The organism is Paractinoplanes ovalisporus, from assembly GCF_016834655.1.
GTDB lineage: Bacteria > Actinomycetota > Actinomycetes > Mycobacteriales > Micromonosporaceae > Actinoplanes > Actinoplanes ovalisporus.
This window is the reverse complement of record NZ_JAENHP010000025.1, coordinates 82369-105134: the sequence shown is the minus strand read 5'-3', so window position 1 is coordinate 105134 and position 22766 is coordinate 82369. Positions and strand designations below refer to the sequence as shown.

27 protein-coding genes are annotated in these 22766 nt (G+C 71.0%); 10 read left to right on the top strand and 17 right to left on the bottom strand.

Annotated elements, in window-relative coordinates; all coding sequences use genetic code 11:
• Window positions 1-28 precede the first annotated feature (28 nt).
• From JIG36_RS43545 to JIG36_RS43520, 6 genes are all read right to left on the bottom strand, one after another.
• On the bottom strand, window positions 29-877 hold the full coding sequence (locus JIG36_RS43545; RefSeq protein ID WP_236049385.1) for an NAD-dependent epimerase/dehydratase family protein: 849 nt from the start codon (window positions 875-877) through the stop codon (window positions 29-31).
• Window positions 865-2061 carry an aminopeptidase gene (locus JIG36_RS43540; RefSeq protein WP_203382747.1) on the bottom strand — a complete coding sequence of 399 codons (1197 nt, stop codon included), beginning with the start codon at window positions 2059-2061 and terminating at the stop codon, window positions 865-867. The genes JIG36_RS43545 and JIG36_RS43540 overlap by 13 nt, the downstream gene beginning before the upstream one ends.
• Before the next feature lie 82 nt (window positions 2062-2143).
• A complete protein-coding gene (locus JIG36_RS43535) occupies window positions 2144-3115 on the bottom strand; it encodes a pirin family protein (protein ID WP_203382746.1) in 972 nt (323 codons plus the stop codon).
• A 67-nt stretch (window positions 3116-3182) separates the two neighbouring features.
• Window positions 3183-3623 (bottom strand): MarR family winged helix-turn-helix transcriptional regulator, encoded by a 441-nt coding sequence (locus tag JIG36_RS43530; RefSeq protein ID WP_203382745.1) that lies wholly within the window; start codon window positions 3621-3623, stop codon window positions 3183-3185.
• A gap of 180 nt (window positions 3624-3803) precedes the next feature.
• Window positions 3804-5024 (bottom strand): enolase C-terminal domain-like protein, encoded by a 1221-nt coding sequence (locus tag JIG36_RS43525; protein ID WP_203382744.1) that lies wholly within the window; start codon window positions 5022-5024, stop codon window positions 3804-3806.
• Window positions 5021-5854, bottom strand: coding sequence for an NAD-dependent epimerase/dehydratase family protein (locus JIG36_RS43520; protein ID WP_203382743.1), 834 nt, complete (start codon window positions 5852-5854; stop codon window positions 5021-5023). Before JIG36_RS43520 ends, JIG36_RS43525 begins: the two co-directional genes overlap by 4 nt.
• Window positions 5855-5924: 70 nt before the next feature.
• On the opposite strand from JIG36_RS43520, the gene JIG36_RS43515 reads away from it, so the two are divergent.
• Window positions 5925-6317, top strand: coding sequence for a hypothetical protein (locus tag JIG36_RS43515; protein WP_203382742.1), 393 nt, complete (start codon window positions 5925-5927; stop codon window positions 6315-6317).
• Here JIG36_RS43515 and JIG36_RS43510 read toward each other — a convergent pair.
• The 5 genes from JIG36_RS43510 to JIG36_RS43490 form a co-directional block, all read right to left on the bottom strand.
• The gene (locus JIG36_RS43510) at window positions 6305-6910 is read right to left on the bottom strand and encodes a Clp protease N-terminal domain-containing protein (RefSeq protein ID WP_203382741.1); all 606 of its coding nucleotides are present in this window, start codon (window positions 6908-6910) and stop codon (window positions 6305-6307) included. The two genes, JIG36_RS43515 and JIG36_RS43510, sit on opposite strands and share 13 nt — an antisense overlap.
• A gap of 3 nt (window positions 6911-6913) precedes the next feature.
• Entirely contained in the window at window positions 6914-7150 is a 237-nt protein-coding gene (locus JIG36_RS43505) for a helix-turn-helix domain-containing protein (RefSeq protein ID WP_184956233.1), read from the bottom strand.
• A gap of 93 nt (window positions 7151-7243) precedes the next feature.
• Window positions 7244-7435 (bottom strand): DUF3072 domain-containing protein, encoded by a 192-nt coding sequence (locus tag JIG36_RS43500; protein WP_236049384.1) that lies wholly within the window; start codon window positions 7433-7435, stop codon window positions 7244-7246.
• Between the two features lie 30 nt (window positions 7436-7465).
• Window positions 7466-8197 carry a VOC family protein gene (locus JIG36_RS43495; protein ID WP_307873149.1) on the bottom strand — a complete coding sequence of 244 codons (732 nt, stop codon included), beginning with the start codon at window positions 8195-8197 and terminating at the stop codon, window positions 7466-7468.
• 235 nt (window positions 8198-8432) lie between these two features.
• A complete protein-coding gene (locus JIG36_RS43490) occupies window positions 8433-10589 on the bottom strand; it encodes a SpoIIE family protein phosphatase (RefSeq protein ID WP_203382738.1) in 2157 nt (718 codons plus the stop codon).
• 179 nt (window positions 10590-10768) lie between these two features.
• On the opposite strand from JIG36_RS43490, the gene JIG36_RS43485 reads away from it, so the two are divergent.
• Window positions 10769-11179: a hypothetical protein gene (locus JIG36_RS43485; protein ID WP_203382737.1), complete on the top strand. Its 411-nt coding sequence runs from the start codon at window positions 10769-10771 to the stop codon at window positions 11177-11179.
• Here the strand turns inward: JIG36_RS43485 and JIG36_RS43480 are convergent.
• Together JIG36_RS43480 and JIG36_RS43475 are read right to left on the bottom strand one after the other, a co-directional pair.
• The gene (locus JIG36_RS43480) at window positions 11142-12104 is read right to left on the bottom strand and encodes a mechanosensitive ion channel family protein (RefSeq protein ID WP_203382736.1); all 963 of its coding nucleotides are present in this window, start codon (window positions 12102-12104) and stop codon (window positions 11142-11144) included. The two genes, JIG36_RS43485 and JIG36_RS43480, sit on opposite strands and share 38 nt — an antisense overlap.
• Before the next feature lie 231 nt (window positions 12105-12335).
• Complete coding sequence (locus JIG36_RS43475) at window positions 12336-12689, bottom strand: DUF6401 family natural product biosynthesis protein (protein ID WP_203382735.1); 354 nt, start codon at window positions 12687-12689, stop codon at window positions 12336-12338.
• A gap of 92 nt (window positions 12690-12781) precedes the next feature.
• Between JIG36_RS43475 and JIG36_RS43470 the strand changes: the two genes are divergently transcribed.
• Window positions 12782-13171: a hypothetical protein gene (locus JIG36_RS43470; RefSeq protein ID WP_203382734.1), complete on the top strand. Its 390-nt coding sequence runs from the start codon at window positions 12782-12784 to the stop codon at window positions 13169-13171.
• 9 nt (window positions 13172-13180) lie between these two features.
• Here the strand turns inward: JIG36_RS43470 and JIG36_RS43465 are convergent, their stop codons facing one another.
• The gene (locus JIG36_RS43465) at window positions 13181-13387 is read right to left on the bottom strand and encodes a hypothetical protein (RefSeq protein WP_203382733.1); all 207 of its coding nucleotides are present in this window, start codon (window positions 13385-13387) and stop codon (window positions 13181-13183) included.
• 253 nt (window positions 13388-13640) lie between these two features.
• Between JIG36_RS43465 and JIG36_RS43460 the strand changes: the two genes are divergently transcribed.
• The gene (locus JIG36_RS43460) at window positions 13641-14165 is read left to right on the top strand and encodes a hypothetical protein (RefSeq protein WP_307873148.1); all 525 of its coding nucleotides are present in this window, start codon (window positions 13641-13643) and stop codon (window positions 14163-14165) included.
• A 46-nt stretch (window positions 14166-14211) separates the two neighbouring features.
• Here JIG36_RS43460 and JIG36_RS43455 read toward each other — a convergent pair whose 3' ends face one another.
• Window positions 14212-14676 carry an SRPBCC family protein gene (locus tag JIG36_RS43455; RefSeq protein WP_203382732.1) on the bottom strand — a complete coding sequence of 155 codons (465 nt, stop codon included), beginning with the start codon at window positions 14674-14676 and terminating at the stop codon, window positions 14212-14214.
• Between the two features lie 3 nt (window positions 14677-14679).
• Window positions 14680-15708 (bottom strand): YihY/virulence factor BrkB family protein, encoded by a 1029-nt coding sequence (locus JIG36_RS43450; protein ID WP_203382731.1) that lies wholly within the window; start codon window positions 15706-15708, stop codon window positions 14680-14682.
• 68 nt (window positions 15709-15776) lie between these two features.
• On the opposite strand from JIG36_RS43450, the gene JIG36_RS43445 reads away from it, so the two are divergent.
• The 6 genes from JIG36_RS43445 (at window position 15777) to JIG36_RS43420 (ending at window position 22367) form a co-directional block, all read left to right on the top strand.
• Window positions 15777-17390: a phytoene desaturase family protein gene (locus JIG36_RS43445; RefSeq protein WP_203382730.1), complete on the top strand. Its 1614-nt coding sequence runs from the start codon at window positions 15777-15779 to the stop codon at window positions 17388-17390.
• A 150-nt stretch (window positions 17391-17540) separates the two neighbouring features.
• A complete protein-coding gene (locus JIG36_RS43440) occupies window positions 17541-18731 on the top strand; it encodes a glycosyltransferase (protein ID WP_203382729.1) in 1191 nt (396 codons plus the stop codon).
• A gap of 82 nt (window positions 18732-18813) precedes the next feature.
• Window positions 18814-19719 carry an ABC transporter ATP-binding protein gene (locus JIG36_RS43435; RefSeq protein WP_203382728.1) on the top strand — a complete coding sequence of 302 codons (906 nt, stop codon included), beginning with the start codon at window positions 18814-18816 and terminating at the stop codon, window positions 19717-19719.
• A 5-nt stretch (window positions 19720-19724) separates the two neighbouring features.
• On the top strand, window positions 19725-20465 hold the full coding sequence (locus JIG36_RS43430) for an ABC transporter permease (protein WP_203382727.1): 741 nt from the start codon (window positions 19725-19727) through the stop codon (window positions 20463-20465).
• A gap of 22 nt (window positions 20466-20487) precedes the next feature.
• On the top strand, window positions 20488-21747 hold the full coding sequence (locus tag JIG36_RS43425) for a sensor histidine kinase (protein WP_236049382.1): 1260 nt from the start codon (window positions 20488-20490) through the stop codon (window positions 21745-21747).
• Entirely contained in the window at window positions 21744-22367 is a 624-nt protein-coding gene (locus JIG36_RS43420) for a response regulator (RefSeq protein WP_203382726.1), read from the top strand. The genes JIG36_RS43425 and JIG36_RS43420 overlap by 4 nt, the downstream gene beginning before the upstream one ends.
• On the opposite strand, the gene JIG36_RS43415 is transcribed toward JIG36_RS43420, so the two are convergent.
• A complete protein-coding gene (locus JIG36_RS43415) occupies window positions 22364-22765 on the bottom strand; it encodes a VOC family protein (RefSeq protein WP_203382725.1) in 402 nt (133 codons plus the stop codon). The two genes, JIG36_RS43420 and JIG36_RS43415, sit on opposite strands and share 4 nt — an antisense overlap.
• Window position 22766 lies beyond the last annotated feature (1 nt).

Sequence of the window (22766 nt, the reverse complement as noted above, 5' to 3'; positions counted from 1 at the left end):
GGCACACAGCCACGGTCCGGGCGTGAGATCAGACCGGTGGGCGGGTGCGGTCCCAGGCCAGCACGTCTTGAACAGTCGTTTCCAACGGCGTCACCGTCTGGTCCTCGGCCGGCTTGCGGTTCTGGGTGTTCCACAGTTCGCGCGGCTTCACCAGCGGAAAGTACGACTGCTCGGGCACCGGCACGATCTCGACCTCGGTGCCGGCGGCGGCCGCGCAGACCGCCATCAAGCCAGCCAGGTCGGTCGACGGGCCGGCCGCCGTGTGGGCGCCACCCCGGTCCTTGTCGAGAAGCTTCACCACGAGCCGGGCCAGGTCGCGCGAATCGACCAACTGCACGGGCTGTGACGGGTCGCCGGGGAGCTCGAAACGGCCGCCGCGTGCGGCCGCCCGCGTCCAAGTGGTGAGGCCGGTCTGGTTGTCGTGCGGGCCGGCCACCTTCACCGGCCGTACGATCGTGGCCCGCTCGCCGAAACGGGCCACCACCTCCCGCTCGCAGGCCACCTTGGACGGACCGTAGGTGGCGTTGGTCAACGGCGGCTCGGCGTCGGGGATCGCGGGGCGCAGCTCGTCACCCGCCCCGGCGAAGACGGCGTGGCTGGAGATGAAGAGATAGCGCCGTACGCGGTCACCCAGCGCATCCATCGTCTGGCGTACCTGCCACGGAAAGTAAGCGGTCACGTCGACGACCGCGTCCCACTCTCCGGTCATCAGTGAGGCGTAGTCGCCGGTCTCGCGGTCGCCGCGGCGGTGCTCGGCCGTGGGGAACAGGGGGCTGGTGCCACGGTTGAACAGGGTCGGCTCGTCCAGCTGTTCGGTGATGGCGCGGCCGACGAAACCGGTGCCGCCCAGCACGAGAACCCGCATCACAGTACCCATTCGTCGTCGCGGATGATCTCGACGATACCGCGCGGGCCGCGCCCGGTGACCGTGATCCCCTCGCCGCCGATCACCACATCGGTGTGCACGCTCGACATGTTCAGGCCCAGGTCGGCCCGCTGCTGCTCGCTCATCTCGCCCCCACCGGCGACCGCGAACGGGAAACTCTGACCCCACGCCACGTGACAGGCGGCGTTCTCGTCGAAGAGCATGTTGTGGAAGACCACGCCCGTACGGGCAATGCGGCTGTCCCGGTCGACCAGCGCCTCCTCACCCAGGTGGCGGGCGCCCTCGTCGGTGTCGAGGTGGGCGCGCACCACGTCGGCGTTCTCGTCGGCCGCCACCTCGGTGATCCGCCCACCGGCGAACGTCACCCGCAGACCGGTGATCACCTGGCCGGCGATCACCACCGGCCGGGTCACCCGGATCACGCCCTCGGCGCGGCGCCGGTCGGGGCTGGTGAACACCTCTTCGGTCGGGATGTTCGGCAGGTACGGGATCCCGTCGGCGTCGACCAGGCCGCCGCCCTTCCAGCGGCTGTCCGGAAGCAGGCCCACAGTCAGGTCGGTGCCCTCGCCGGAGTAGCGCAGCTCGGTCAGTTCGAGCGCGTCCAGCTGGCGGCCCCGCTCGGCGAGCATGCCGGCCCGCTTCTGCCAGGCCGCGACCGGATCCTCCACGTCGAGGCGCATGGCGGTGCCGACGGCCTTCCACAACCGTTCGACGTCGGGCTCGCCGAAGACCTCGCGCGCCCAGCCGGGGTTCGGGGCGCCCACGACGGTCCAGCGCATGCCGTTGAACACGGCCCGGCGCATCGCCTGCGTCTCCTCGGCGGGACCGGCGGCGACCTTGGCCGGGTCGAGCCCGTCGAGCAGGTGCGGGTCGGCCTCGCCGAGCAGCCGGATCCAGGCGGCGCCGGCCTCGCGCCACTCCTCGATGCGGGCCAGGGCCCACGGGCGTACGAGGGAAAGGTTTTCGATCGTCGCGTGCCGCACCGCCGACCGGCGCATCGGCCCGTCACTCCAGATCGGCTCCACCCAGGCGGCGCCCGCGGCGTACGCGGCCTCGGTCACGGCCCGGGCGATCTCGACGTGGGCCGTGTCCGTATAGAGCACAACGCCCTGCCCAGGCTGGACGTTGATGCCGCCCCGTACGACAAGCTCCGCGAACCGCTCGATCACCACCATGCGGAGCAGGGTAGATCAATCAGGGCGTCCCGGTGTGCATACCGGAACGCCCCCAATACGTCCCTTATGGAACTCTCCGTGATCAATCGGTGTGCGGCATGCGCTCGGCCGGGATGACGCCCAGCCGGCCCTTCTGGAAGTCCTCGAAGGCCTGCTTGAGCTCGGCCTGCGTGTTCATGACGAACGGGCCGTAGTGCGCCACCGGCTCCCGGATCGGGCGGCCGCCCATCACGAACAGCTCCATCGCCGGAATGTTGGAGTCCTGCGTGGCGTCGGCGCTGACCCGGATGGCGTCACCCTTGCCGTGCGCGGCGAGCTGACCGATGTGGATCGGGCGCTGCTCGACCCCCACCGTGCCGCGCCCGGCCAGCACGTAGACCAGCGCGTTGTAGTCGGGCTGCCAGGGCAGGTCGATCCGGGCGCCCGGCTGCAGCGTGATGTGGGCCAGGTTGATCGGCGTGAACGTGGAACCCGGACCGGCGTGCCCGCCGACCTCGCCCGCGATCACCCGGATCAGGCTGCCGCCGTCGGGCGTGGTCAGCAGGGCCGCCTCCCGCCCGCGGATGTCCTGGTACTTCGGCGTGATCATCTTGGCCGCCCGAGGCAGGTTGACCCACAGCTGCAGCCCGTGGAACAGGCCGCCGCTGGTCACCAGGTGCTCCGGCGGCGCCTCGATGTGCAGGATCCCCTGGCCGGCGGTCATCCACTGGGTGTCGCCGTTGGCGATCGTGCCACCGCTGCCCAGCGAGTCCTGGTGGTCCATGATCCCGTCGATCATGTAGGTGACCGTCTCGAACCCGCGGTGGGGGTGCCAAGGGGTCCCCTTCGGCTCGCCCGGCGCGTAGTCGACCTCACCCATCTGATCGAGGTGGATGAACGGGTCGAGTTCGTTCACCGGCACCCCGGCGAACGCCCGCCGCACCGGGAAGCCCTCACCCTCGAAGCCGCTCGGGGCGGTGGTGAGGCGGCGAACCGGACGGAAGCTCGTGGCGGCGGGGTCGAGCTGAGGAAGCCGCGGCAGAACAAGAACGTCGTCGACGGTGATGGCGGGCATGGCGTGCCTCCTGACTCGTGGTCCCTGAACCATAACTCTTTCAAAACTGAAATACCAGGGAGCCGGTTCAGGCCTTCCGCACCTTGGCGAACACCCGGGCGATCACGGCCAGTTCGTCCGGGTCGAGAAGGTCGATGAAGCTGTCCCGGACGGTGATGAGGTGCAGCGGCGCCGCGGACTCGAGCGCCCGCATACCCTCGTCGGTGAGTACGGCCTCCTGGCCGCGCCCGTCCTCCGGGCAGGGCTGCTTGCGAACCAGGCCACGCTTGACCATCGAGCTGATCTGGTAGGTGATGCGGCTCGGCGAGAAGACCAGCCGGCCCGCCAGTTCACCCATGCGGAGCCGGTGTTCGGGGGCCTCGGAGAGCACGACCAGCACGTGGTAGTCGTTCATGCTGAGGCCGGTCTGGGCGCGGAGCTCGTCTTCGAGGTGCGTGTGCAGTGCCCACGAGCTCTCGATGAAGGTGCGCCAGGCGACTTGCTGGGTGTCCGTCAGGGGGTCGGCCATCCGGAAACTGTAACTCTTTTCAGATTTGAAACACTAAGTGGTAGTCCTCACGTGAAGGCCCCCCACCTAACCCCGTCCACCCACCCGGGGGAGAGCTGGGGTTGAAGGTACGCCCCGTCAAGCTGATCAAGGGTGTTCGTCCACAGGACGGCGTTGCCGCCACAACGGGTTTTGCACAGGCTAAGGGGCCTCGATCGAACCGTCGGGGCGGCGGACCGTGGCGGCCCAGCGCTCATGCCCGCCCACCACCGGTTCGTAGCGCGCTGCCGCCTTCTCGTTCAAGTCGATGCCCCAACCGGGGGAAAGCGACGGGTGGGCGTAACCGGCCTCGATCACGGGAGTGCCGGGGAGGATCTCGTGGACCACGTCGGGGTAGATGTGGCCCTCCTGGATGCCGAACGCGGGACTTGTCACGTCGAGCGCCAAGTTCGCGGCGGCGCCGATCGGGGAGACGTCGGCGGGGGCGTGCCAGGCCGTTCGCACGCCGTGCATCTCGCACAACGTTGCCAGCTTCAGGCCGGGCGTGAAGCCGCCGATCGCGGAGATGTGGCAGCGCAGCAGGTCGACGCCGCCGGCGGTCACCAGGCGGGCGGCGTCGGCCACCGAGACGGTCAGTTCGCCCACGGCCAGCGGGACCGGGGCCTGAGCCCGTACGGCGGGAAGCTCGTCGTAATGCTCGGGCGCGATCACATCCTCCAGGAAGAACAGCCCGTACGGTTCCAGGGACCGCGCCAGTGTGACCGCCTGCTTCGGCGTGAGCCGGCTGTGCACGTCGTGAAGCAGTTCGACGTCGTCGCCGAGGCGGGCCCGGGCGGCGGCGAACAGGCGCGGGGTCTGGCGCAGGTAGAAGCCGACGTCCCAGCCGTCGGGGTAGGGCGCGCCGGGGTGGGCGTTCGAGGTGCCGGGCGCCCCGTACGTGCCTAGGCCGGGTTGACCGGTCTGCAGGCGGACGTGGCGGTAGCCGGCCTCGACCAGCGCCTGCGCGTCGTCCAGGGTCTCGTCGATCGTGGCGCCCGACGCGTGCAGATAGACCGGCACGGCGTCGCGCAGCCGCCCGCCGACCAGGTCGTGTACCGGCAGCCCGGCCCGTTTGCCGGCGATGTCCCACAGCGCCATGTCCACGCCGGACAGGGCGCTGTTGAGCACCGGACCGCCCCGCCAGTATGACGAGAAGTGCAGCGTGCGGTGGATGTCGGCGATCCGGGAGACGTCGCGGCCGAGCAGCAGCGGGGTGACGTGGGTGTCCAGCGCGGCGACCACGGCCGCGTAGCGCTGGTGGAAGGTCGCGCAGCCCAGCCCGTACAGGCCGGGCTCGGACGTGTCGATCCGCACCACGACCAGGTTGACGCCCTCGGGCGCGGTCACGACGGCCCGGACGCCGGTGATGGTGGGCGCGTTCATGCGAACACGTGGGTGGCGGTGAAGCCCAGCAGATCGCGGGCGGGGCTGAGGTCGATCGGCACCGTACGGCCGGGGAAGTGCGGCCTGGGTACGCCGGGATGGAACTGGTCGAGCAGCCACTCGGTCGGCTGGGGCGCGAGCGTGTCGGGCGCGGCCACATAGAGCACATGATTGCCGGGCACGGTGGGGGAGAGGGCCGCGACCAGGGCGGTGGCCGCGTCACGCACGTCGAGGTAACTCCACACGTCGGCGGCCCCGCGCCCAGGGTCACTCGTGTAGAGAGCGGCCATCGGACGGAGGCGATCGAACCCGCCGACGAACGGCAGGCGCAGAGCCGTCACGGTTGTGCCGTAACGGCGGTGGATCATGTCGGCGGTGGCCTCGTCGGCGCGCTTCGAGAGGGCGTACGGGTCGGTGATCTGCAGGGGCAACGAGGCGTCGATCGGCAGGTAGGGCAGGCTCAGCGGGACCCGCGCGAACGGCAGCCCGCCGATCGCGTAGCTGCTGGCGAACGCGATGCTGCTCACCCCGCGCCGGGCCGCCTGGTCGAGCACCGTGAACGTGGCCTGCGAGTTGTGCCCGAAGACCACCTCGTCGGGATCGCGGTCGGGGGTGGGGATGGCGGCCAGGTGGATGACCGCGTCGGCGCCTTCGAGAGCGTCCGCGACCCGCGCGGTGTCACGGGCGTCGGCCACGACCGTACGGGAAGCCTGGGTTGGGCCCGGCTCGGGAACCAGCGCGGTGGTGGTGATGCTCCGGGCGGCCAGGAGGTCGAGAACGGCGCTGCCGATCAGGCCGGCGGCTCCCGTGACCAGGACGTGAGCAGGCATGATCTGAAACTTACTCGCAACATCGGCTATCGTCGGGCCCTGGGTTCGGCCCGGCCTGTGGGGGTAGGCGATGGCGTTCCGGGTGGAGTACGAGGGCGAAGTGATCGAGTTCGCCACGCTGGATGCTGCCCTCGACTGCGCGCGCAACGCGATCGTCAACGACCTGGGCCGCATCGACGGCTGGTCGGTCGACCACGACGAGGAGCTCAACGACTGGTATGTGCGCGGGGTGCGCAACGGGCGCCGGATCGGTCCGACCGCGATCGTCGGCGGACCCCGGGCCCGTCAGGCCGTCTTCGAGGAGTGGGAACGCCGGGTCGTCTTCATCGGGGAGACGCCGGCTGAGGCGTTCGCGATGGCGGCCGCCTGGCTCGAGAAGCGGCCGGACATCACCACCCTGGGGGACGTCGGCTGGCATCACACCGCCGACGGTCACCAGCTGAGGGTCTACTACCGGGGTTGATCTTCCAAGGAGACCGAGCGCTCCATGTCGGCCTTCAGGCGGTCGAAGTCGATGCCCCGGTCGGCCATGATCAGCGCGGCCAGGCCCTTCCCCTCGCGCAGCAGCCCCAGCATGATGTGCTCGGGCGCGATGAACTTCTGCTTGAGCCGGATCGCCTCGCGCAGCGACAGCTCGAGCACCTTCTTGTTGCGGTTGGTGAAGGGGATGTGCCCGCTCGACGCGGAGAACTTGCCGAACAACCCCTTCTTCTTGGCCGGGCGCGGCAACTTCAGGGCGCCGGCTCCGAAGTTGGCTTCAATGGCTTCCCGTACGGCGGCCAGGTCGATCCCGATCGCCTTGAGCGCGGCCGCATCCTCGGCGTCGGCCTCGCTCAGCACCGGGCCGTCCTGCGTGTGCCCGCCGATGCGCTCGAGGATGTCGGCGCGGACAGTCTCGGCATCGAGCCCGGTCGAGCGGGCGACCGCGCCGTCCGGATCGGCCAGCAGCGCGAGAAGCACGTGTTCGGTGCCGATGTGCTCGTGGTGCATCGACCGGGCGTCGGTCTGGGCGGTGACGACGACGGCGCGCGCGTCCGCGGTGAATCGCTCGAACATTGTTCAGTCCTCCCGTGGGTCCGGCGCCGGCATCAGGCGCGCGTGCTTTTTGTGTACGCCCTGGCGGGTCACCTCGAGCGCGTCGGCGATCTCCTGCCAGGACCAGCCCTTGCGGCGGGCGTTGGCCACCTGCAGATGCTCGAGGCCCTCGAGCAGGCGGCGCAGCGCCACGACCGCGCGCAGGCCGACCCGGGGATCGGCGCTGCTCGCCGCCGCGGCGAGGTCGGTTGCTTCGGTCATCCTGTCAACTTACGTTGACGCGGCGCCCCCGTCAACCCCGGTTGACACGCAAGGCAAAAAAGAAGGCCGACCCGGGATGGGTCGGCCTTCCGGCTACTGGCCGCGGCCAGTCTTTTCCTGCAACTCGTCGATCTTGCGGGACGCGTCGGCCTTGGTCAGGCCCTCCGGCACCTCTTCGTGCGCCTCGGTGGCCAGCGTGTGCAGGTAGGACTCCTGCGCGCCGGTCGCCGGTTCGTCACCGGTGGTCCAGTCGGACGGGTCTTTCTCGGCGTTCAGATCGGTCATGGCGCTCATCTCCTTCGAACGCCTGTTCCCTTACCCGCCGTAGGTCAGCTCCATGCCGATGATGTCGTTGTAGGCGACATTCAACTCGACTGGGCGATGCACCGGCGCGGTGACGGCGAACGGGGCGCCGTGCGGGTCGACCATCTCGACGTAGCTGCCCAGGCCCATCTCGACCGGTCCCGAGATCACCCGGCCGCCCAGCCCGGCGCAGCGGTCGATCGCCTCGGTGGTGTCGGCCACCTGGAAAGAGGGCTGCCAGCGGACGTCGTAGCGGCCGGTGATCAGGCCGGCCACCGAGTCGTGGGCCTCGGACAGCCACTCGCTGCTGCCGAATTCCTGCGTCAGTGTCCAGCCGAAGACCGAGCCGTAGAACCGGGTCGCCGCGGTGACGTCGTCGGTGATCAGATCGGACCACTCCATCGTGCCCGGCTCGCCGCGCAGCTGGGCGCCGGCGAACCCGGCGGCCTGCCACAGGCCGAACATCGCACCGGAGGCGTCGGCCATGACCGCCGTACGGGCGCCGTGGCGCTCCTCGGGCCAGGTCAGCTGCCGCCCGTAGGCGTTGGTGACGTCGGTGATCGTGGTCTGCAGGTCGGGTGCGGCCAGGTAGGTCAGCCAGCCCTCGGACCGTTCCGGACGGGTCCGGCCGATGCCGGCCACCGCGTTGCCGTCGAGCAGGAATCGATCGCCCTCGACCTGCCAGCCGAAGAGTCCGGCGTAGAAACCAGCCGCATCGTCCGGGTCGGAAGCTGTCAGTTCCACCCAGCAAGGCGTCGACGGCGCAAAGCCTCTTATCCGCATATACCGCTCCAACGTGGACGTCCCCGAATGAGGAAGACTCTACGGCAATCTATACGCGCCGTCACTACCCTGGGGTTCAATGTCCGCTTTAGAGCATCTTTCCGCTACCTAAAGTGACTGCCTGTAGGTTAGGTGTTACACGAGCGTGAACGGGCCGGAATCCTGCCAGTAGTGGGAGCGTGTCCAGCCACGTTTGTCAATCAGTTGTCGTACGTGGAATAAGCATTTCGAACCACACCGTGGTGCCCCGCACGGTCGGGTCGGTGCCCCACGAATCGCTCAGTTCCTCGATCAGGCCGAGCCCGCGGCCGCGGCTGCTCATCGTGTCGGCGTGCGCCCGGATCAGGTTGCCCCGCGTGCCGGTGTCGGCCACCGAGACCAGCAGCCGTTCGGCGTTCAGGTCGATGTGCACCTGGGCCGGCGTGCCCGCGTGCAGCAGCGCGTTGGTGGTGAGCTCGCTCGTGCAGAGGATGGCGGCGCCGACGATCGGCTCGGGCACCGACCATTCGCGCAGGCGCGTGCTCATCCACTGGCGTACGCGGCTCGGGCCCGTCGGTTCGGCCGGCACGTGCATGGTCGCCGACCGGCTCATCGCCACCGCGTGCTCGACCGCGAGCACCGCCACGTCGTCGTCGGTCGAACCCTCCACGGCCGAGGTCGCCAGCGAGCACAGGTTGCGCGGGTCGCCGCTGGACGCCGCCGCGGTCGCCGCCACCAGCGCGTCGAGGCCGTCGTTGAGGGCCCGGCCCCGGCGCTCGACCACGCCGTCGCTGAACATCAGGATCGAGTCGCCCGGTTCCAGGCGCACCTGACCGGTCTGCCAGCGCCCGCCCAGCCCGAGCGGCGCGCCCGGCGGCACCTTGGCCAGCTCGGCCGTGGGGCGGCCGCCGCCCTGACCGGCGCGGCGCAGCACCGGTGGCGGGTGTCCGGCGCTCGACATGGTGATCGTGCCGTCGGCCGGGTCGAGCACCCCGTAGACCACGGTCACGAAGATCTCTTCGTTGCGCGACTCGGCGCCCAGCGAGCCGACCAGCCGGTCGAGGCCCGCGAGCACGCTCGGCGGCGACGGATCGGTCAGCGCCATCGCCCGCAGCGCGGCCCGCACCTGGCCCATCACCGCGGCGGCGCGCACGTCGTGGCCGGACACGTCGCCCAGCACCATCGCCAGCCGCCCGTCGAGCAGCCGGAACGCGTCGTAGAAGTCGCCGCCGGCCGCGTTGCCGTCGACGCCCACGTCGTAGCGGGCGGCGATGCGGAACGTTTCAAGCTCGGGCAGGTGTTCGGGCAGCATGCTGCGCTGCAGAAGCTGGGCCGTGCCGTGCTGCGCCTCGAACCGCCGGGCCCGCTCGGCCGCCTGCGCGACCAGTTGGGCGGCCGCGTTGAGCAGCGCGCGCTCGGCCGGCAGCCAGGTGTGGGCCTCGCGGTAGCCGATCGTCAGCGCGCCGGTGAGCAGGGGCGTGCGCAGCGGCAGCGCGGCCAGGGCGCGGATCCGCCGTTCATGACGGTCGGACGCCACCGCCACCAGAGGTTCCCCATCCGGTACGAACGTCGCCTGCCCCGACTGCGCGGCGGTCACTATCGGCGCACGCGGATCGTTCGGCACCCGCTTCCACACCGGCGGCAGCCGCTCGTCGGCCTCGTCGAGCATCTCGCCCCGGATCCGCCGGACATAGCGGTAGGCCCCGCCGTCGTCGACCGCGAACGTGCAGTGGTCGAGGTCGAACGAGGCCATCGCGTAACCCAGCACGACCCGGGCCACGTCGTCGATGGTGAGGGCGCCGGCCAGCTTCGAGGTCAGCTCGCCCAGGTTCTGCAGCCGGCGGGTCACCTGGGTGGTCTCGGCGGCCACCGTGAGCACGCCGCTGACCTTGCCGCGCAGGTCACGCACCACGGAGTGGCCCCGGGTGAAGAACGCCTGCTCGGGGCGCCCCGGCTGACCCCGGATGACGGTGAGGGGAGCCTCGGCCTCGAGCACCGGCCGCCCGCCGCGGTAGACCTCCTCGACGACCCCGCCCAGCCCGCGCGACTGCCACAGATCGCCCAGGACCTCGGCCGCGGGCTGGCCCAGCGCGGCCGGGTGCAGGGAACCGAGCAGGTCGGCGTACGCGTCGTTGTAGATCAGCAGGAAGCCGTCGCCGTGGCTGTAGGCCATCGGCATCGGGGAGGACAACACGAGCTCGACGGTCGCCGAGACGGCCGGGTCCCAGTGGTCGCGCGGCCCGAGCTCGGTGCCGCTCCAGTCGCGCCCGTGCACGAGCTCGGTGCAGCCGGGCCGCCCGGCCGGTGTGGCGGCGGCCTGCGAGGGCAACGCGGGCATCACTGAGGGGCTCACCCCGCCACCCGTCCCGGCCATGCGAAAAGAGTATCCCGACTCCGCCATTCGGACGATGCCGCACCGGCCAACCGTCCGATTCTTGACGGTACGACCCCCTGATCCCTCTCGGGTGTTCTGTTCGCCCTCTAACTCTGAGTAGCCATCATGCGGTCCCGTGGGCTGGCAATTCCTGGCTGTCGTCACTTAGGGTGTCGATCGTGACCGATGATCGCCGCCCTCATGCCGCCGTCACCGGACAATTCCTCTCCGCGCCCACCCCGCAGCGGCTGGTTCCCTCGCCACGGTCGTCGCCCGAGGGCGGGCCCCTGATCGACCTCTCAGTGCCGCCGGCCCCGGAACGCTCGCAGATGGCCACGGCGGTCGTGCGCCGGCCCTCGACGCTGGTCGCGGCCGGGATCGCCGTCTTCCTCGCCGGTGGCGTTACTTACGCCACGTTCCGCCCCGCCCCGGCCATGGAACCCGCGCCGCCCGCCGCCACCGCCGAGGTCTCGCCGCCGGCCATGCCCCCGGCCGGTCGCTCCGGTATCCCAGCGGAAGCGGCTGAACGGGCCCGGAGAAGCCCTGACGTGGCTACTTCCGCTTCTCGGGGTGGTCAGCGGGCGGGATGACCTGGGTGCTCTCGGCGTCCTCGGAGGTGCTGCCGATGACGGTGGTGTCGGTTGTTCCGGTCGTGCCGGCTTCCAGGGCGGGTTCGCTCTTGTGGCCGGCCTGGCGCGGGGGCGGAATGACCTGGGTCTCGTCGGCCGCGACGTCGCCGCCTTCCTCCGTACGAGGAATGACCTGGGTCTCAGCGGGCGCGGTAGGTGGAGCGACTGCCTCCGGTACGGGGTCGGGGGAGCGTTCGGCCGTGTAGGCGCGGGCGTGGTCGCGGATCACCGACGACTCCGCCGCCGCGCGGTCGAGCCACGTCTCCCAGCGCCGCTGCATGGGTCGCACCAGGCCACCGCCCACGCCGACGATCAGCACGCCCGCAACCGTGGCCAGCACGGCGATCAGCACCGGCTGGGTGATCGCGGTGGCGATACCGACCTGGTCCAGCGCCGCGATCACGCCGAGCGCCACGATCACGACCGAGGCGATGCGGGCGGCCAGACGTCCGTACGGGAGTCCGCCCAGCGCCCCGGCGATCAGGTCCTGGACGGCCCGCGCGATCGCCGCCGCCACCACGACCAGCACGATCGCCACGAACAGTCGTGGCAGCCAAGCGATCAGGCGGGTGAGCAGGTCGCTGACCGGATTGGGGCCCCACAGTCCGAACGCCAGCTGCAGTGCAAACAGCAGCACCCCGTAGAAGGTGAGCTTGCCCGCGAGCACGCCCGGGCTGACCCGGGTGAACGCACGGGCGGCCGCGCCGCGTTCGACGACCCGGTCCAGCCCGGCCTTGTGCAGGCCCTTGGTCACCGCCGTACGCAGCAGACGCGCCACCAGCCAGCCGATCAGCAGCACGGCCACGAAGGCCAGCGCCGTCGGAACGAACAGAAGCACCGACCGCCACATGTCGCTGAGGCCCCGCCCCAGCCCGTCCCCGGTCATCACGAAACTCCCTGCCTGAGGTCGACCGGCGGGCTGCCGGCCCGTTGCTGACCGTAGGACGAAACGACCGAACCCACCCGTTGACCATCAACTCGCCCAGGTGTCACACGACCGGTGCCGCCCTTCGGCGCCACATAAAGGAGGGCCGGTGCCGGGGCGTGAACCCCGGCACCGGCCCTCGAATGAAAGGTCGGTCCTGCTACGGCGCGTGGTGGTGGGTGATCAGGGTGGTCAGGGCTGGGGCAGGGTGCGGGCGATGGCGCACACCGCCAGCAGGCGGCGCAGGACCCAGTCGCCGGCGGTCCAGTCGATCTCGCCGACCGGCGGGCGCCAGCCGTGGGTGAAGGCGGCGTCGCGCACGCCCTCGGCGTACGCGGCGAGCAGCACCGGCGTGAGCGGGCGCATGTCGGCCGACAGGCTGTCGCGGATGCCCGCGGCGTGCTGGTCGACCAGGGCCATCAGGCCGGGGTTGGTGTCGGCCGCGTCGAGACCGCTGACACCGAGGGTGTCGTGCAGCTCAGCGAGGCTGGCGTGGGCGGAGCGGAGGGCAGCACGGGCGGCAGCGCCGGAGAACAAACCATTCATGTGGAGAAACGTTAAGGAGCCTCGGGTAGCCAACGGTTCGCCTGTTCGGTGCAGCTCGGTTGAAGCTTCCGCAGCGGGGAAATGATGACCGCATGGAGATCGACGACACCACCGTCGAGGCGCTCGGCAAGCTGAGCTCGGCTCTCGAGACGACCGACCGGGCCCGGGGGCACCTCTACTCGTTCCACCAGCTCACCGGCAAGGCCGACTTCGAGCTGGACGAGGCGGTGGCGCTGTTCCGCAAGGCCGGCCACGACGCGGTCGCCGACCGGATCCAGCAGGACCTGATCGGCCGCAACGTGACGCCCGGGCACTGGACGTTCCAGCTGGTCGAGGAGTACGACGACACCTACTGGAGCGAGTTCCGCACGATCGAGCGGGCGGCGCGGGACGAGCTGGCGGGCGGCCGGCGGCATCTGCACGAGGCGCAGCTCAAGGAGCGCCGGCGCACCCACGGAAAAGCGGGCCACGAGGCCCGCTAGCAAAGGGGACTACTCCGCCTCGGCCTGGGCCGGGCGACGGCGCTGGGCGTCGTCGGCGAGGATCACGGTGGCGACGACCATGGCGACCACCACGGCGAAGAGCCAGGAGGCGTCGTCGATCAGGGTCGCGGCCAGCGGGGCCTGGAAGGCGGCCAGCAGGAAGCCGACCCAGGCGAGACGGCGCTGACTCTCGGAGAGGAAACCGGAAGAACGCATTCGGACAGTCTGGCGCGCATCGGGCGGATCGCCGTCACCCGTTCGGCCGATTCTCCGTTGTCCGATAGTGCCCCCAGCGTTGCGCCACCGCCGCTCAACAATCGTCTTTCTGCTGGTCAGCGCGCTGCTGCTCACGGCCTGTGAGGCACGCACAACGGTGCCCCAAGAGCAAGACCGGATCAGCACCGGGGCGTTGGACGGGCGTACGGGAGCCGTACTGACCGTTCCGGACGCGGCCTCCCGGTTACATATCGTGTTGGCGAACATCCCGGGGTTGCTCTACCGGATCAGCACGCCCGCCGACGCTGGACTGACCCCGCTCGTGACCCGTTCCGGCGGCCGGTTGCGGGTGGCGTTGCGTCCCTCCGGCGCGGGTGGCCCGGACGAGGTCCGCATCGTGCTCAACCGGGCCGTGCGCTGGGAGTTGCGGCTTCCGGCCGGGGCGGGGGAGCAGCGCCTCGACCTCACCCGCGGCCGCATCTCGCGGCTCGTGCTGGGCGCCTCCGGCCTGGTCGAGCTGCGCCTGCCCGACCCGTACGGGACCGTGCCGTTGATCTTCACCGGCGGCGTGGGCACGCTGGCCGTCACCGCGCCGCCGGGCGTGCCTCTGCGCCTGCGACTGGCCGGGGGCGCCGGCTCGGCCCTGACGCCGTGGACGGCCGACGAACAGATCCCGCCTGCCACCACGCTCGGGCCGGCGGTCTGGCCGACCGCGCGGAACCGGTACGCGTTACGCGCGCGGGCGGCGATCGGCATTCTGGCGCTGCGCCGGAATTGAGAACGGCCGCCCGGAGGACCGGACGGCCGTTGCTACGACAGGTGCGTCACGCACCGGGGCGGTCGACCTCGCCGCGCCAGGCGCCGCTCTCGACCCCGCCGCGAGCCTCGATGTACTCCTTGAACCGCTTGAGGTCACCCTTGACCCGGTGGTCGACCACGCCCAGCTTGGCGCCGGCGTTCTCGACCAGACCCTGCGGGTCGAAATCCATCTGGACGGTGACCCGGGTGTGGGTGTCGTCGAGGCGGTGGAAGGTGACCACTCCGGCCTGCTTCTCACCCTCGGTCGACTTCCAGGCCACGCGCTCGTCCGGAAGCTGCTCGGTGATCTCGGCGTCGAACTCGCGCTTCACGCCGGCGATCTCGGTCTTCCAGTGCGTGTGCGTCGGATCCAGCTGGCGGATTTCCTGCACGCCCTCCATGAAGCGCGGGAACTCCTCGAACTGGGTCCACTGGTTGTAGGCGGTACGAACAGGAACGTCGACGTCCACGGACTCAGTCACAGTCTTCATGCTCTAAGGGGTGCCCGGGTCGGTGGGAGCTAAACGAGGAGCCAGCGGAGTCTTGGGATTCGCCTCGCCCGCCTGCCGCAGCCGGGCCCGCTGCACCTCGGCGTTGACCTGCACCCCGAGCAGCACGGCGATGTTCGACAGATAGATCCAGACCAGGAACGCCATGACCGCGCCGAGGCTGCCGTAGGTGCGGTTGTAGGAGCCGAAGTTCGCCACGTACAGGCCGAACCCGAACGACGCCACCGCCCACAGGAAGAGCGCCACGGCACCACCCACGGTGAGCCAGCGGAAGCGGGGCTGTTTGACGTTCGGGGCGATCCAGAACAGCAGCGACAGGATGAGCGTGGCCGCCGCCACGAGCACCGGCCAGCGCCCGACCGACCAGAACTGACGGGCCGTCTCGCCGGCGCCGAGCGCGTTGCCGACCGCGTCCACCAGCGGCCCACTGATGATCAGCCCGGCGCCGATCGCGGCGAACAGCACGAGCACCACGGCGGCGAGCACGATCTCCAGGATCTGCAGTTTCCACCAGCTGCGACCCTCCCGTACGCCGTAGATCCGGTTGGACGCCCGGCTGAAGGTCGAGACGTAGCCGGACGACGACCAGAGCGCCAGCAGCAGGCCGAAGCCGAACAGCACCTTGGCCGAGCCCTGCTGGACGAGCAGCGCCTGCACGACCGAGAGCAGGTTCTCGTTGTCGACCACCGAGCCGATGCCGAGGTCACGCAGGATGCCCACGGTCGCCGTCAGCACGGTCGAGCCGTCGGTGACCAGGTTGATCAGGGCGACGATGACGACGAGCGAAGGAATCAGCGCGGTGAAGGTTTGATACGTCATCGCGGCGGCGAAGTCGGAGCAGTCGTCCTCGACGTAGCCGGCGACGCTGCGCCAGAACACCGAACGCCAGTAGCGCCAGCGCAGTTGGCGGAGGCGGCGGGGAAGTGGGCGCGGCGTAGCGTCGTCCGTACCGGCCTCGGCATCGCGGTCGGCCGTGTGATCGGGCGACGAAGGGTCGGCGGTGTGCTCGGTCATGCCGGCTCCTCGAGGTTCTTGACTGCGCAGCTACCCGACCACACAGAGCGACAAACCCAGGGGGCGTGATGGAGAGCGCGGACGCGATCGTGATCGGTGCCGGGCACAACGGGCTGGTCGCAGCCAACCTGCTGGCCGACGCCGGCTGGTCGGTCATCGTGCTGGAGGCGACCCCGCACCCGGGCGGTGCGGTGCGGTCGGGCTACGTGACCGCGCCCGGCTATCTCAGTGATCTTTTCAGCTCGTTCTATCCGCTGGGCTACGCCTCGCCGGTGCTCAAGGGTCTCGACCTGGGTGAACACGGGCTGCGGTGGACGCACGCGCCCGAGGTGCTGACCCACCTCATGCCGGACGGGCGGGCGGCGACGCTCAGCCGCGACATCGCGCGCACCATGGAGTCGCTCGACCGGTTCGCCGACGGGGACGGCGAGCGCTGGCGGACGACGTACGCGGAATGGCGCTCGGTCTCCCGGCCGATGCTCGACACGATCCTCACCCCGTTCCCGCCGGTGCGGCACGGGCTCGGGGTGGCGCGCTCGCTCGGCGCCCCCGGCGCGCTGCGGCTGGCCCGGCGGCTGCTGCTGTCGGTGCGCGAGATGGGCGCCGAGATGTTCCGGGGCGAGGGCGCGACCATGCTGCTGGCCGGGTGCGCGTTGCACACCGACCTGTCACCCGAGGAGGCCGGCGGCGGCGTGTACGGCTGGCTGCTCGCCATGCTGGGGCAGCAGTACGGCTGGCCCGTGCCGGTCGGCGGCGCCCAGAAGATCACCGACGCCCTCGTCACCCGGCTGGAGCAGCGCGGTGGGCGAATTGTCTATAACGCCCCGGCCGACAGAGTCCTGATCGCCCGCGGGAAGGCGATGGGCGTCACCGCCGATACGACGAACTATCGGGCGTGGAAGGCGGTCGTCGCCGACGTGCCCGCGCCGGCCCTCTACCTCGATCTGGTCGGCGAGCGGTGGCTCCCGCCGAGACTGGCCGAAGACCTGGACCACTTCCGCTGGGACGGCGCCACCCTCAAGGTCGACTGGGCCGTCCGCACCCGGATGCCGTGGCGCAACCCGGCCGCGGCCGGCGCCGGCACGGTCCACCTGGGCGCCGACCTCGACGGCCTGACCCGCTACGCGGCCCACCTGGCGACCGGCGAGATCCCGCCCGACCCGTTCCTGCTGCTCGGCCAGATGACCACCGCCGACCCGTCGCACTCACCCGAGGGCACCGAGTCGCTGTGGGCGTACACCCACCTGCCGCACCGCCGCGAGTGGAAGCCGGACGACATCGCGGCCCACGTCGAGCGCGTGGAGTCGGCGATCGAGGAGCAGGCCCCCGGCTTCAAGCGCGAGGTGATCGGCCGCAACGTCTTTTCGCCGGCCGACCTCGAGAGCGAGAACCCGTCGCTGGTCGGGGGCGCGCTCGGCGGTGGCACGGCGGCCGCCTTCCAGCAGCTGTTCCTGCGCCCGGTCCCCGGTCTGGGGCGCGCCGACACGCCCGTCGACCGCCTGTTCCTGGCCAGTTCCTCGGCCCACCCGGGCGGTGGGGTGCACGGCGCTCCCGGCAGCAACGCCGCTCGGGCGGCCCTGGCCCGCGACCGGGCGGTTCTCGGCGGCGCCTACCGGGCGCTGATCAATGCCGGAAACCGGGCGGTGTACGGAACGGGGACAGGGCTCCGCGGAACGCGTTGAGGCTGATGGTGCGCGCCCGGGCGGTACGCTTCTCGCAGGCCGCGAGCCGGACATAAGCCCGGTAAGGCGGCGTAACGGATAGGCCCAGGTTTACGGATTCGGCCGTCGGGCATGGTCCACCGCGAACCGCAGCCAGCTGGAGGGGACCACGTGCGCATTGCCATGATTTCCGAGCACGCCAGCCCCCTGGGCGACGGCGCCCAGCAGGGCCACGTCGCCGGTCTGTCCGCCGCCCTGGCCGAGCTCGGGCACGACGTCCGCGTCTACACCCGCCGCGACGACCCGGCGGTGGCCGAGGTCGTCTCGACCCCGGCCGGCACCCGCGTCGTGCACGTTCCGGCCGGTCCGGCCCACTTCCTGCCGCCCGACCTGCTGCTGCCGCACATGGGCGAGTTCGCCAAGTGGCTCGAGCAGCACTGGCGCGCCGGCGACTGGATGCCCGAGGTCGCCCACGCCCACTTCTGGACCAGCGGGCTCGCCGCGGTCACGGCCGCCCGCCAGATCGGCATCCCCGTCGTCCAGTCGTTCCACGAGCTCGGCGAGATCGAGGCCGGCAACGGCAAACCTTCCCGTACGGGCTACGAACGCGCCCTCGGCCGGGCGGTCGACCGCGTGGTCGTCCAGACCCAGGACGAGGTTCAGGGCCTGGTCCGCATCGGCGTGCCCCGCGCCCAGCTGACCGTCGTGCCCGCGGGCGTCGACAGCGTGCGGTTCAGCCCCGAGGGCCCGGCCGTCGAGCGCGACCCGGAACGACCCCGCATCCTCTCGGTGGGCCGGCTGGTCGAGCGCAAGGGCTTCGGTGACGTCCTGGCCGCCATGCGCTACGTCCCGAACGCCGAGGTGGTCGTCGTCGGTGGCCCGCCGGCCGACCAGCTGCCGGCCGACCCGGGCGCCCGCAAGCTGCGCGCGCTCGCCGAGAAGCTGCAGGTGGCCGACCGGTTCCGGCTGGTCGGGGCGGTTCCCGCGCGCGACATGCCGCGCTGGTACCGCTCGGCCGACATGCTGGTCGCGGCCGGCTGGCAGGACCAGTTCGAGCCGTCCGCGCTCGAGGCGATGGCCTGCGGCGTCCCGGTGATCGGCACCGCGTCCGGCGGCCTCGACGAGACCGTGGTCGACGGCCTGACCGGCGACCTGGTTCCGGCCCGCGACCCGCGCGCGCTCGGCGGGGCGCTGCGGCGGCTGGTCAACGACAAGGTGCGCCGCTTCGCGTACGCCACCGCCGCCCTCGACCGGGCCCGGCAGGCGTACTCCTGGAAGCGGGTCGCGGCCCAGGTGGGCTCGGTCTATTCGGCGGTCACCGGCCGCAAGGCCACCGCGAACGCCGAAGAGGCCATGGCGTAGGCCGGCATCCACCAACCGGTGGATCCGCGGTCGAGCGAGCTGATCGATTCGGGACCCCCGGGGCCGATGTGACGCTCGATGCATGACAGTCATCGAGGTCCAGAACCTGCGCAAGGCGTACGGGGACACGGTCGCGGTGCGGGACGTCTCGTTCACTGTGGAACCCGGCGAGATCTTCGGCATCCTCGGCCCGAACGGCGCCGGCAAGACCACCACGGTCGAGGCCATCTGCGGTCTGCGCCGTCCCGACGCGGGCACCATCAAGGTGCTCGGCCGCAACCCCGAAGACCGGTCCCTGCGGTACGAGGTCGGGGTCCAGCTGCAGGAGAGCGGGCTGCCCGACCGGCTCACCGTCGCCGAGGCGCTCGATCTCTACGCCACCTTCTATCCCGAGCCGGCCGACTGGCACGAGCTGACCCGTGACCTCGGGCTCGGCGAGAAGCTCTCCACGCCGTACGCGAAGCTCTCGGGGGGTCAGAAACAGCGCCTCTCGATCGCGCTGGCCCTCATCGGCCGGCCGAAGATCGCGATCCTGGACGAGCTCACCACCGGGCTCGACCCGCAGGCCCGCCGCGACACGTGGGACCTGATCGAGTCGGTGCGCGACCGCGGCGTCACCATCGTGCTGGTCACGCACTTCATGGAGGAGGCCGAGCGCCTGTGCGACCGGCTCGCCGTGATCGACCACGGGGAAGTCGTCGCGCTCAGCACCCCGGCCGGCCTGATCGCCGGGCTCGACACCGAGCAGCGCATCCGGTTCCGTACGGCCGAACCTCTCGAAGAGGCCCTGCTGACCGGGCTGCCCGAGGTCAGCAAGGTGCACACGCGCGGCACCCAGGTCGAGGTGACCGGCACCGGCAACCTGCTCTACGCCGTCACCGCCGTGCTCGCCCAGCGGCAGATCATCGCCGTCGACCTGCGGGTCGAACAAGCCAGTCTCGACGACGCGTTCGTGCGGCTGACCGCGCGGTCCGCGAAGGAGCAGTGACCAGCATGCGAGTGTTCGCCAAACTGACCCTGACCGAGTTCCGCCTGTTCCTGCGCGAGCCCGTCTCCGCGTTCTTCGTCCTGCTGTTCCCGACCCTGCTCGTGGTGATCCTCGGCAGCATCCCGTCGTTCCGCGAACCCACCGAGGACCTCGGCGGCGGCCGGGTGATCGACCTCTACGTCGGCATCGCGGTGGTGCTGACCCTGGCCATGGTGGCCATCCAGGTCGCGCCGGCCGTGCTCGCCACCTACCGCGAGCGGGGCGTGCTGCGCCGGCTCGCCACCACCCCGGTGTCGCCGCTCAAGATGCTCGGAGCCCAGCTCGCGATGAACGGGATCGCGGCCGTGCTGTCCACCGCGCTGGTGCTCGCCGTCGGCCGGATCGTGTTCGACGTCGCCCTGGCCGAACAGTTCGCCGGCTTCGTCCTGGCCTTCCTGCTGACCCTGGCCGGAACCCTGGCCATCGGCCTGTTCGTGGCCGCGGTGGCGCCCAGCGGCAAGGCCGGCAACGCCATCGGCACGGTGCTGTTCTTCCCGCTGATGTTCTTCGCCGGCCTGTGGACGCCGCGCGAGGTGATGCCGGACATCCTCCGGAGGATCGCCGACTTCACGCCGCTGGGCGCGGGGGAGCGCGCGCTCAGCGACGCGATGACGGGCAGCTGGCCCAACCTGCTCTCGGCTACGGTTCTCCTGGCGTACCTGGCCGGGTTCGGGCTGGCCGCCGTCCGGCTGTTCCGCTGGTCGTAACCGCGGGGGTGGAATTGTGGTGATGGTGGAGAGGGCGGTCTCGTCCCGCATCGGGCGCATCATGGCGCGGCTGCCCTACATCGCCCTCGGCGCCTCGCTGATCCTGCTGGTGGCCGGCGCCCAGGTCGGCGTGCCGCACGAGGGCTGGTGGCTGGTCGCCCTGGTCAGCGCGGCCACCGTCGCCTGGCTGCTCTGGTGGACGACGCTGCACCCCCAGTGGGAGCAGGACGAACGCAAGATGATCGTCTTCTTCCTGGGCCTGGCCGGCTTCATCTACCTGCTCATCTGGGTCAGCCCGCTGTTCGGGTTCTTCGCCTGGAGCGGTTACATCCTCACCACGTACGGGCTCAAGAGCTGGCGCCGCCTCGCGGCCGGAACCCTCGTCGCCGGGGCCGGGGCGATCTCGCAGATCGGCGGCTTCCCCAGCCTGCGCGAACCCGAGGTCCTCCCGGTCTTCCTGGTGGTGCTGGCGATCAACATCGGCATCGCGAACCTGATGATCTGGCTGACGATGTGGACTCTGGAACAGACGGAGAGACGGGCCCGCATGATCGACGAACTGGCCGAGGCCAACACCAAACTCGCCGACGCCCTGAGGGAAAATGCCGGCCTGCACGCCCAGCTGCTGGCCCAGGCCCGCGAGGCCGGCGTGCTCGACGAGCGGCAGCGGATGGCCGGTGAGATCCACGACGTGCTCGCCCAGGGTCTCACCGGCATCGTCACCCAGCTCGAAGCGGCCGACGCCGCCGCCGCCCGCCCGGCCGACTGGCGCCGGCACCTCGACAACGCCAAGGGCCTGGCCCGCGAGAGCCTGACCGAGGCCCGGCGGTCGGTGCAGGCGTTGCGCCCGCAGCCCCTCGACCGGGCCGGGCTGGCCGAGGCGATCGGCGAACTGGTCACCGACTGGTCGCGGGTGCAGCAGGTGGTGGCCGAGCTGATCACCACCGGCACCCCGCGCGTACTGCTCCCCGAGATCGAGGCGACCCTCCTCCGTACGGCGCAGGAAGCCCTGGCCAACGTGGCCCGGCACGCCGGCGCGGGCCGGGTCGCCCTCACCCTGTCCTACATGGAGGATGTGGTCACCCTGGACGTCCGCGACGACGGCGCCGGCTTCGACCCCGACGCGCCGCGGCTGGTCTCCGAGTCGGGCGGCTACGGCCTGGCCGCGATGCGCGAACGGCTCGCCCGCATCGCCGGCAGCCTCACCGTGGAATCCGAACCGGGCGCCGGAACCGCGCTGTCGGCCTGCGTTCCCGCCATCGCGATCGGAGCCGCCGCATGATCCGGCTGGTGATCGTCGACGACCACCCGGTGGTCCGCGACGGGTTGCGGGGCATCTTCACCGGCGACGACCGGTTCGACGTGGCCGGGGAGGCCGGTGACGGTCGCGAGGCCCTGGCCGTGGCCCGCCAGGTCGACCCCGACGTCGTGCTGATGGACCTGCGCATGCCCGGCATGGACGGTGTCTCGGCCATCAAGGCACTGCGCGAACAGGGCGCCCGAGCCCGGGTGCTCGTGCTCACCACCTACGACACCGACGCCGACGTGCTTCCCGCGATCAAGGCGGGCGCCACCGGCTACCTGCTCAAGGACGCCTCGCGCGAAGACCTGTTCCGGGCGGTCGAGGCGGCCCACCGGGGCGAGTCGGTGCTCTCCCCGGCGGTGGCGGGCCGGCTGATGGGCAGCCTCCGCACCCCCGCCAAGGAGCCGCTCAGCCAGCGGGAGATCGAGGTGCTCTCGCTGATCGCGCGCGGCAACTCGAACAAGGAGGCCGCGAGCCGCCTTTTCATCAGCGAGGCCACGGTCAAGACCCACTTGCTGCACGCGTACGCGAAACTGGGCGTCCGCGACCGCGCGGCCGCCGTCGCCGTGGCGTTCGAGCGGGGGCTGTTGCAGAACTAGCTTCGTGCTTCGCCTCGGTAGGTCCCGAACGACCACAGGTTGCCTTCCGGGTTGCGGGCGATGAAGTCGCGCGAGCCGTAGTCGGTGTCGTACGGGGCTTTCACGATGTCGGCGCCCGCCTTGAGCGCGCGGTCGTGGAGCCCGTCGATGTCGTCGGCGACCACGTAGCAGCCGAACGTGCCCGGCTTGAGGGCCCACGCGTCGTCCGGCCCGCGCTCGCCCGCGCTGCCCAGCATGATGCCCCCGCCGAGCGGCCACGCCAGCTGCGCGTGGTCGACCCGGTCGGCATCACCGTACGAGACGACCTCTTCGAACCCGAACGCGTCGGCCAGGAACCGGATCAGCGCGCGGGCGTCGTTGGCCCGCAGCGTCGGCCACACATACGTCTCTTGAGTCATG

What these genes read in the sequence shown, in the direction of transcription:
- JIG36_RS43415 (WP_203382725.1), bottom strand. Translation starts at nt 22,765, where the DNA reads ATGACTCAAGAGACGTATGTGTGGCCGACGCTGCGGGCCAACGACGCC.
- JIG36_RS43425 (WP_236049382.1), top strand. Translation starts at nt 20,488, where the DNA reads ATGGTGGAGAGGGCGGTCTCGTCCCGCATCGGGCGCATCATGGCGCGG.
- JIG36_RS43455 (WP_203382732.1), bottom strand. Translation starts at nt 14,676, where the DNA reads ATGAAGACTGTGACTGAGTCCGTGGACGTCGACGTTCCTGTTCGTACC.
- JIG36_RS43535 (WP_203382746.1), bottom strand. Translation starts at nt 3,115, where the DNA reads ATGCCCGCCATCACCGTCGACGACGTTCTTGTTCTGCCGCGGCTTCCT.
- JIG36_RS43450 (WP_203382731.1), bottom strand. Translation starts at nt 15,708, where the DNA reads ATGACCGAGCACACCGCCGACCCTTCGTCGCCCGATCACACGGCCGAC.
- JIG36_RS43525 (WP_203382744.1), bottom strand. Translation starts at nt 5,024, where the DNA reads ATGAACGCGCCCACCATCACCGGCGTCCGGGCCGTCGTGACCGCGCCC.
- JIG36_RS43530 (WP_203382745.1), bottom strand. Translation starts at nt 3,623, where the DNA reads ATGGCCGACCCCCTGACGGACACCCAGCAAGTCGCCTGGCGCACCTTC.
- JIG36_RS43480 (WP_203382736.1), bottom strand. Translation starts at nt 12,104, where the DNA reads ATGACCGGGGACGGGCTGGGGCGGGGCCTCAGCGACATGTGGCGGTCG.
- JIG36_RS43435 (WP_203382728.1), top strand. Translation starts at nt 18,814, where the DNA reads ATGACAGTCATCGAGGTCCAGAACCTGCGCAAGGCGTACGGGGACACG.
- JIG36_RS43470 (WP_203382734.1), top strand. Translation starts at nt 12,782, where the DNA reads ATGGAGATCGACGACACCACCGTCGAGGCGCTCGGCAAGCTGAGCTCG.
- JIG36_RS43505 (WP_184956233.1), bottom strand. Translation starts at nt 7,150, where the DNA reads ATGACCGAAGCAACCGACCTCGCCGCGGCGGCGAGCAGCGCCGATCCC.
- JIG36_RS43545 (WP_236049385.1), bottom strand. Translation starts at nt 877, where the DNA reads ATGGGTACTGTGATGCGGGTTCTCGTGCTGGGCGGCACCGGTTTCGTC.
- JIG36_RS43500 (WP_236049384.1), bottom strand. Translation starts at nt 7,435, where the DNA reads ATGACCGATCTGAACGCCGAGAAAGACCCGTCCGACTGGACCACCGGT.
- JIG36_RS43490 (WP_203382738.1), bottom strand. Translation starts at nt 10,589, where the DNA reads ATGGCCGGGACGGGTGGCGGGGTGAGCCCCTCAGTGATGCCCGCGTTG.
- JIG36_RS43540 (WP_203382747.1), bottom strand. Translation starts at nt 2,061, where the DNA reads ATGGTGGTGATCGAGCGGTTCGCGGAGCTTGTCGTACGGGGCGGCATC.
- JIG36_RS43520 (WP_203382743.1), bottom strand. Translation starts at nt 5,854, where the DNA reads ATGCCTGCTCACGTCCTGGTCACGGGAGCCGCCGGCCTGATCGGCAGC.
- JIG36_RS43430 (WP_203382727.1), top strand. Translation starts at nt 19,725, where the DNA reads ATGCGAGTGTTCGCCAAACTGACCCTGACCGAGTTCCGCCTGTTCCTG.
- JIG36_RS43510 (WP_203382741.1), bottom strand. Translation starts at nt 6,910, where the DNA reads ATGTTCGAGCGATTCACCGCGGACGCGCGCGCCGTCGTCGTCACCGCC.
- JIG36_RS43515 (WP_203382742.1), top strand. Translation starts at nt 5,925, where the DNA reads ATGGCGTTCCGGGTGGAGTACGAGGGCGAAGTGATCGAGTTCGCCACG.
- JIG36_RS43465 (WP_203382733.1), bottom strand. Translation starts at nt 13,387, where the DNA reads ATGCGTTCTTCCGGTTTCCTCTCCGAGAGTCAGCGCCGTCTCGCCTGG.
- JIG36_RS43475 (WP_203382735.1), bottom strand. Translation starts at nt 12,689, where the DNA reads ATGAATGGTTTGTTCTCCGGCGCTGCCGCCCGTGCTGCCCTCCGCTCC.
- JIG36_RS43445 (WP_203382730.1), top strand. Translation starts at nt 15,777, where the DNA reads ATGGAGAGCGCGGACGCGATCGTGATCGGTGCCGGGCACAACGGGCTG.
- JIG36_RS43420 (WP_203382726.1), top strand. Translation starts at nt 21,744, where the DNA reads ATGATCCGGCTGGTGATCGTCGACGACCACCCGGTGGTCCGCGACGGG.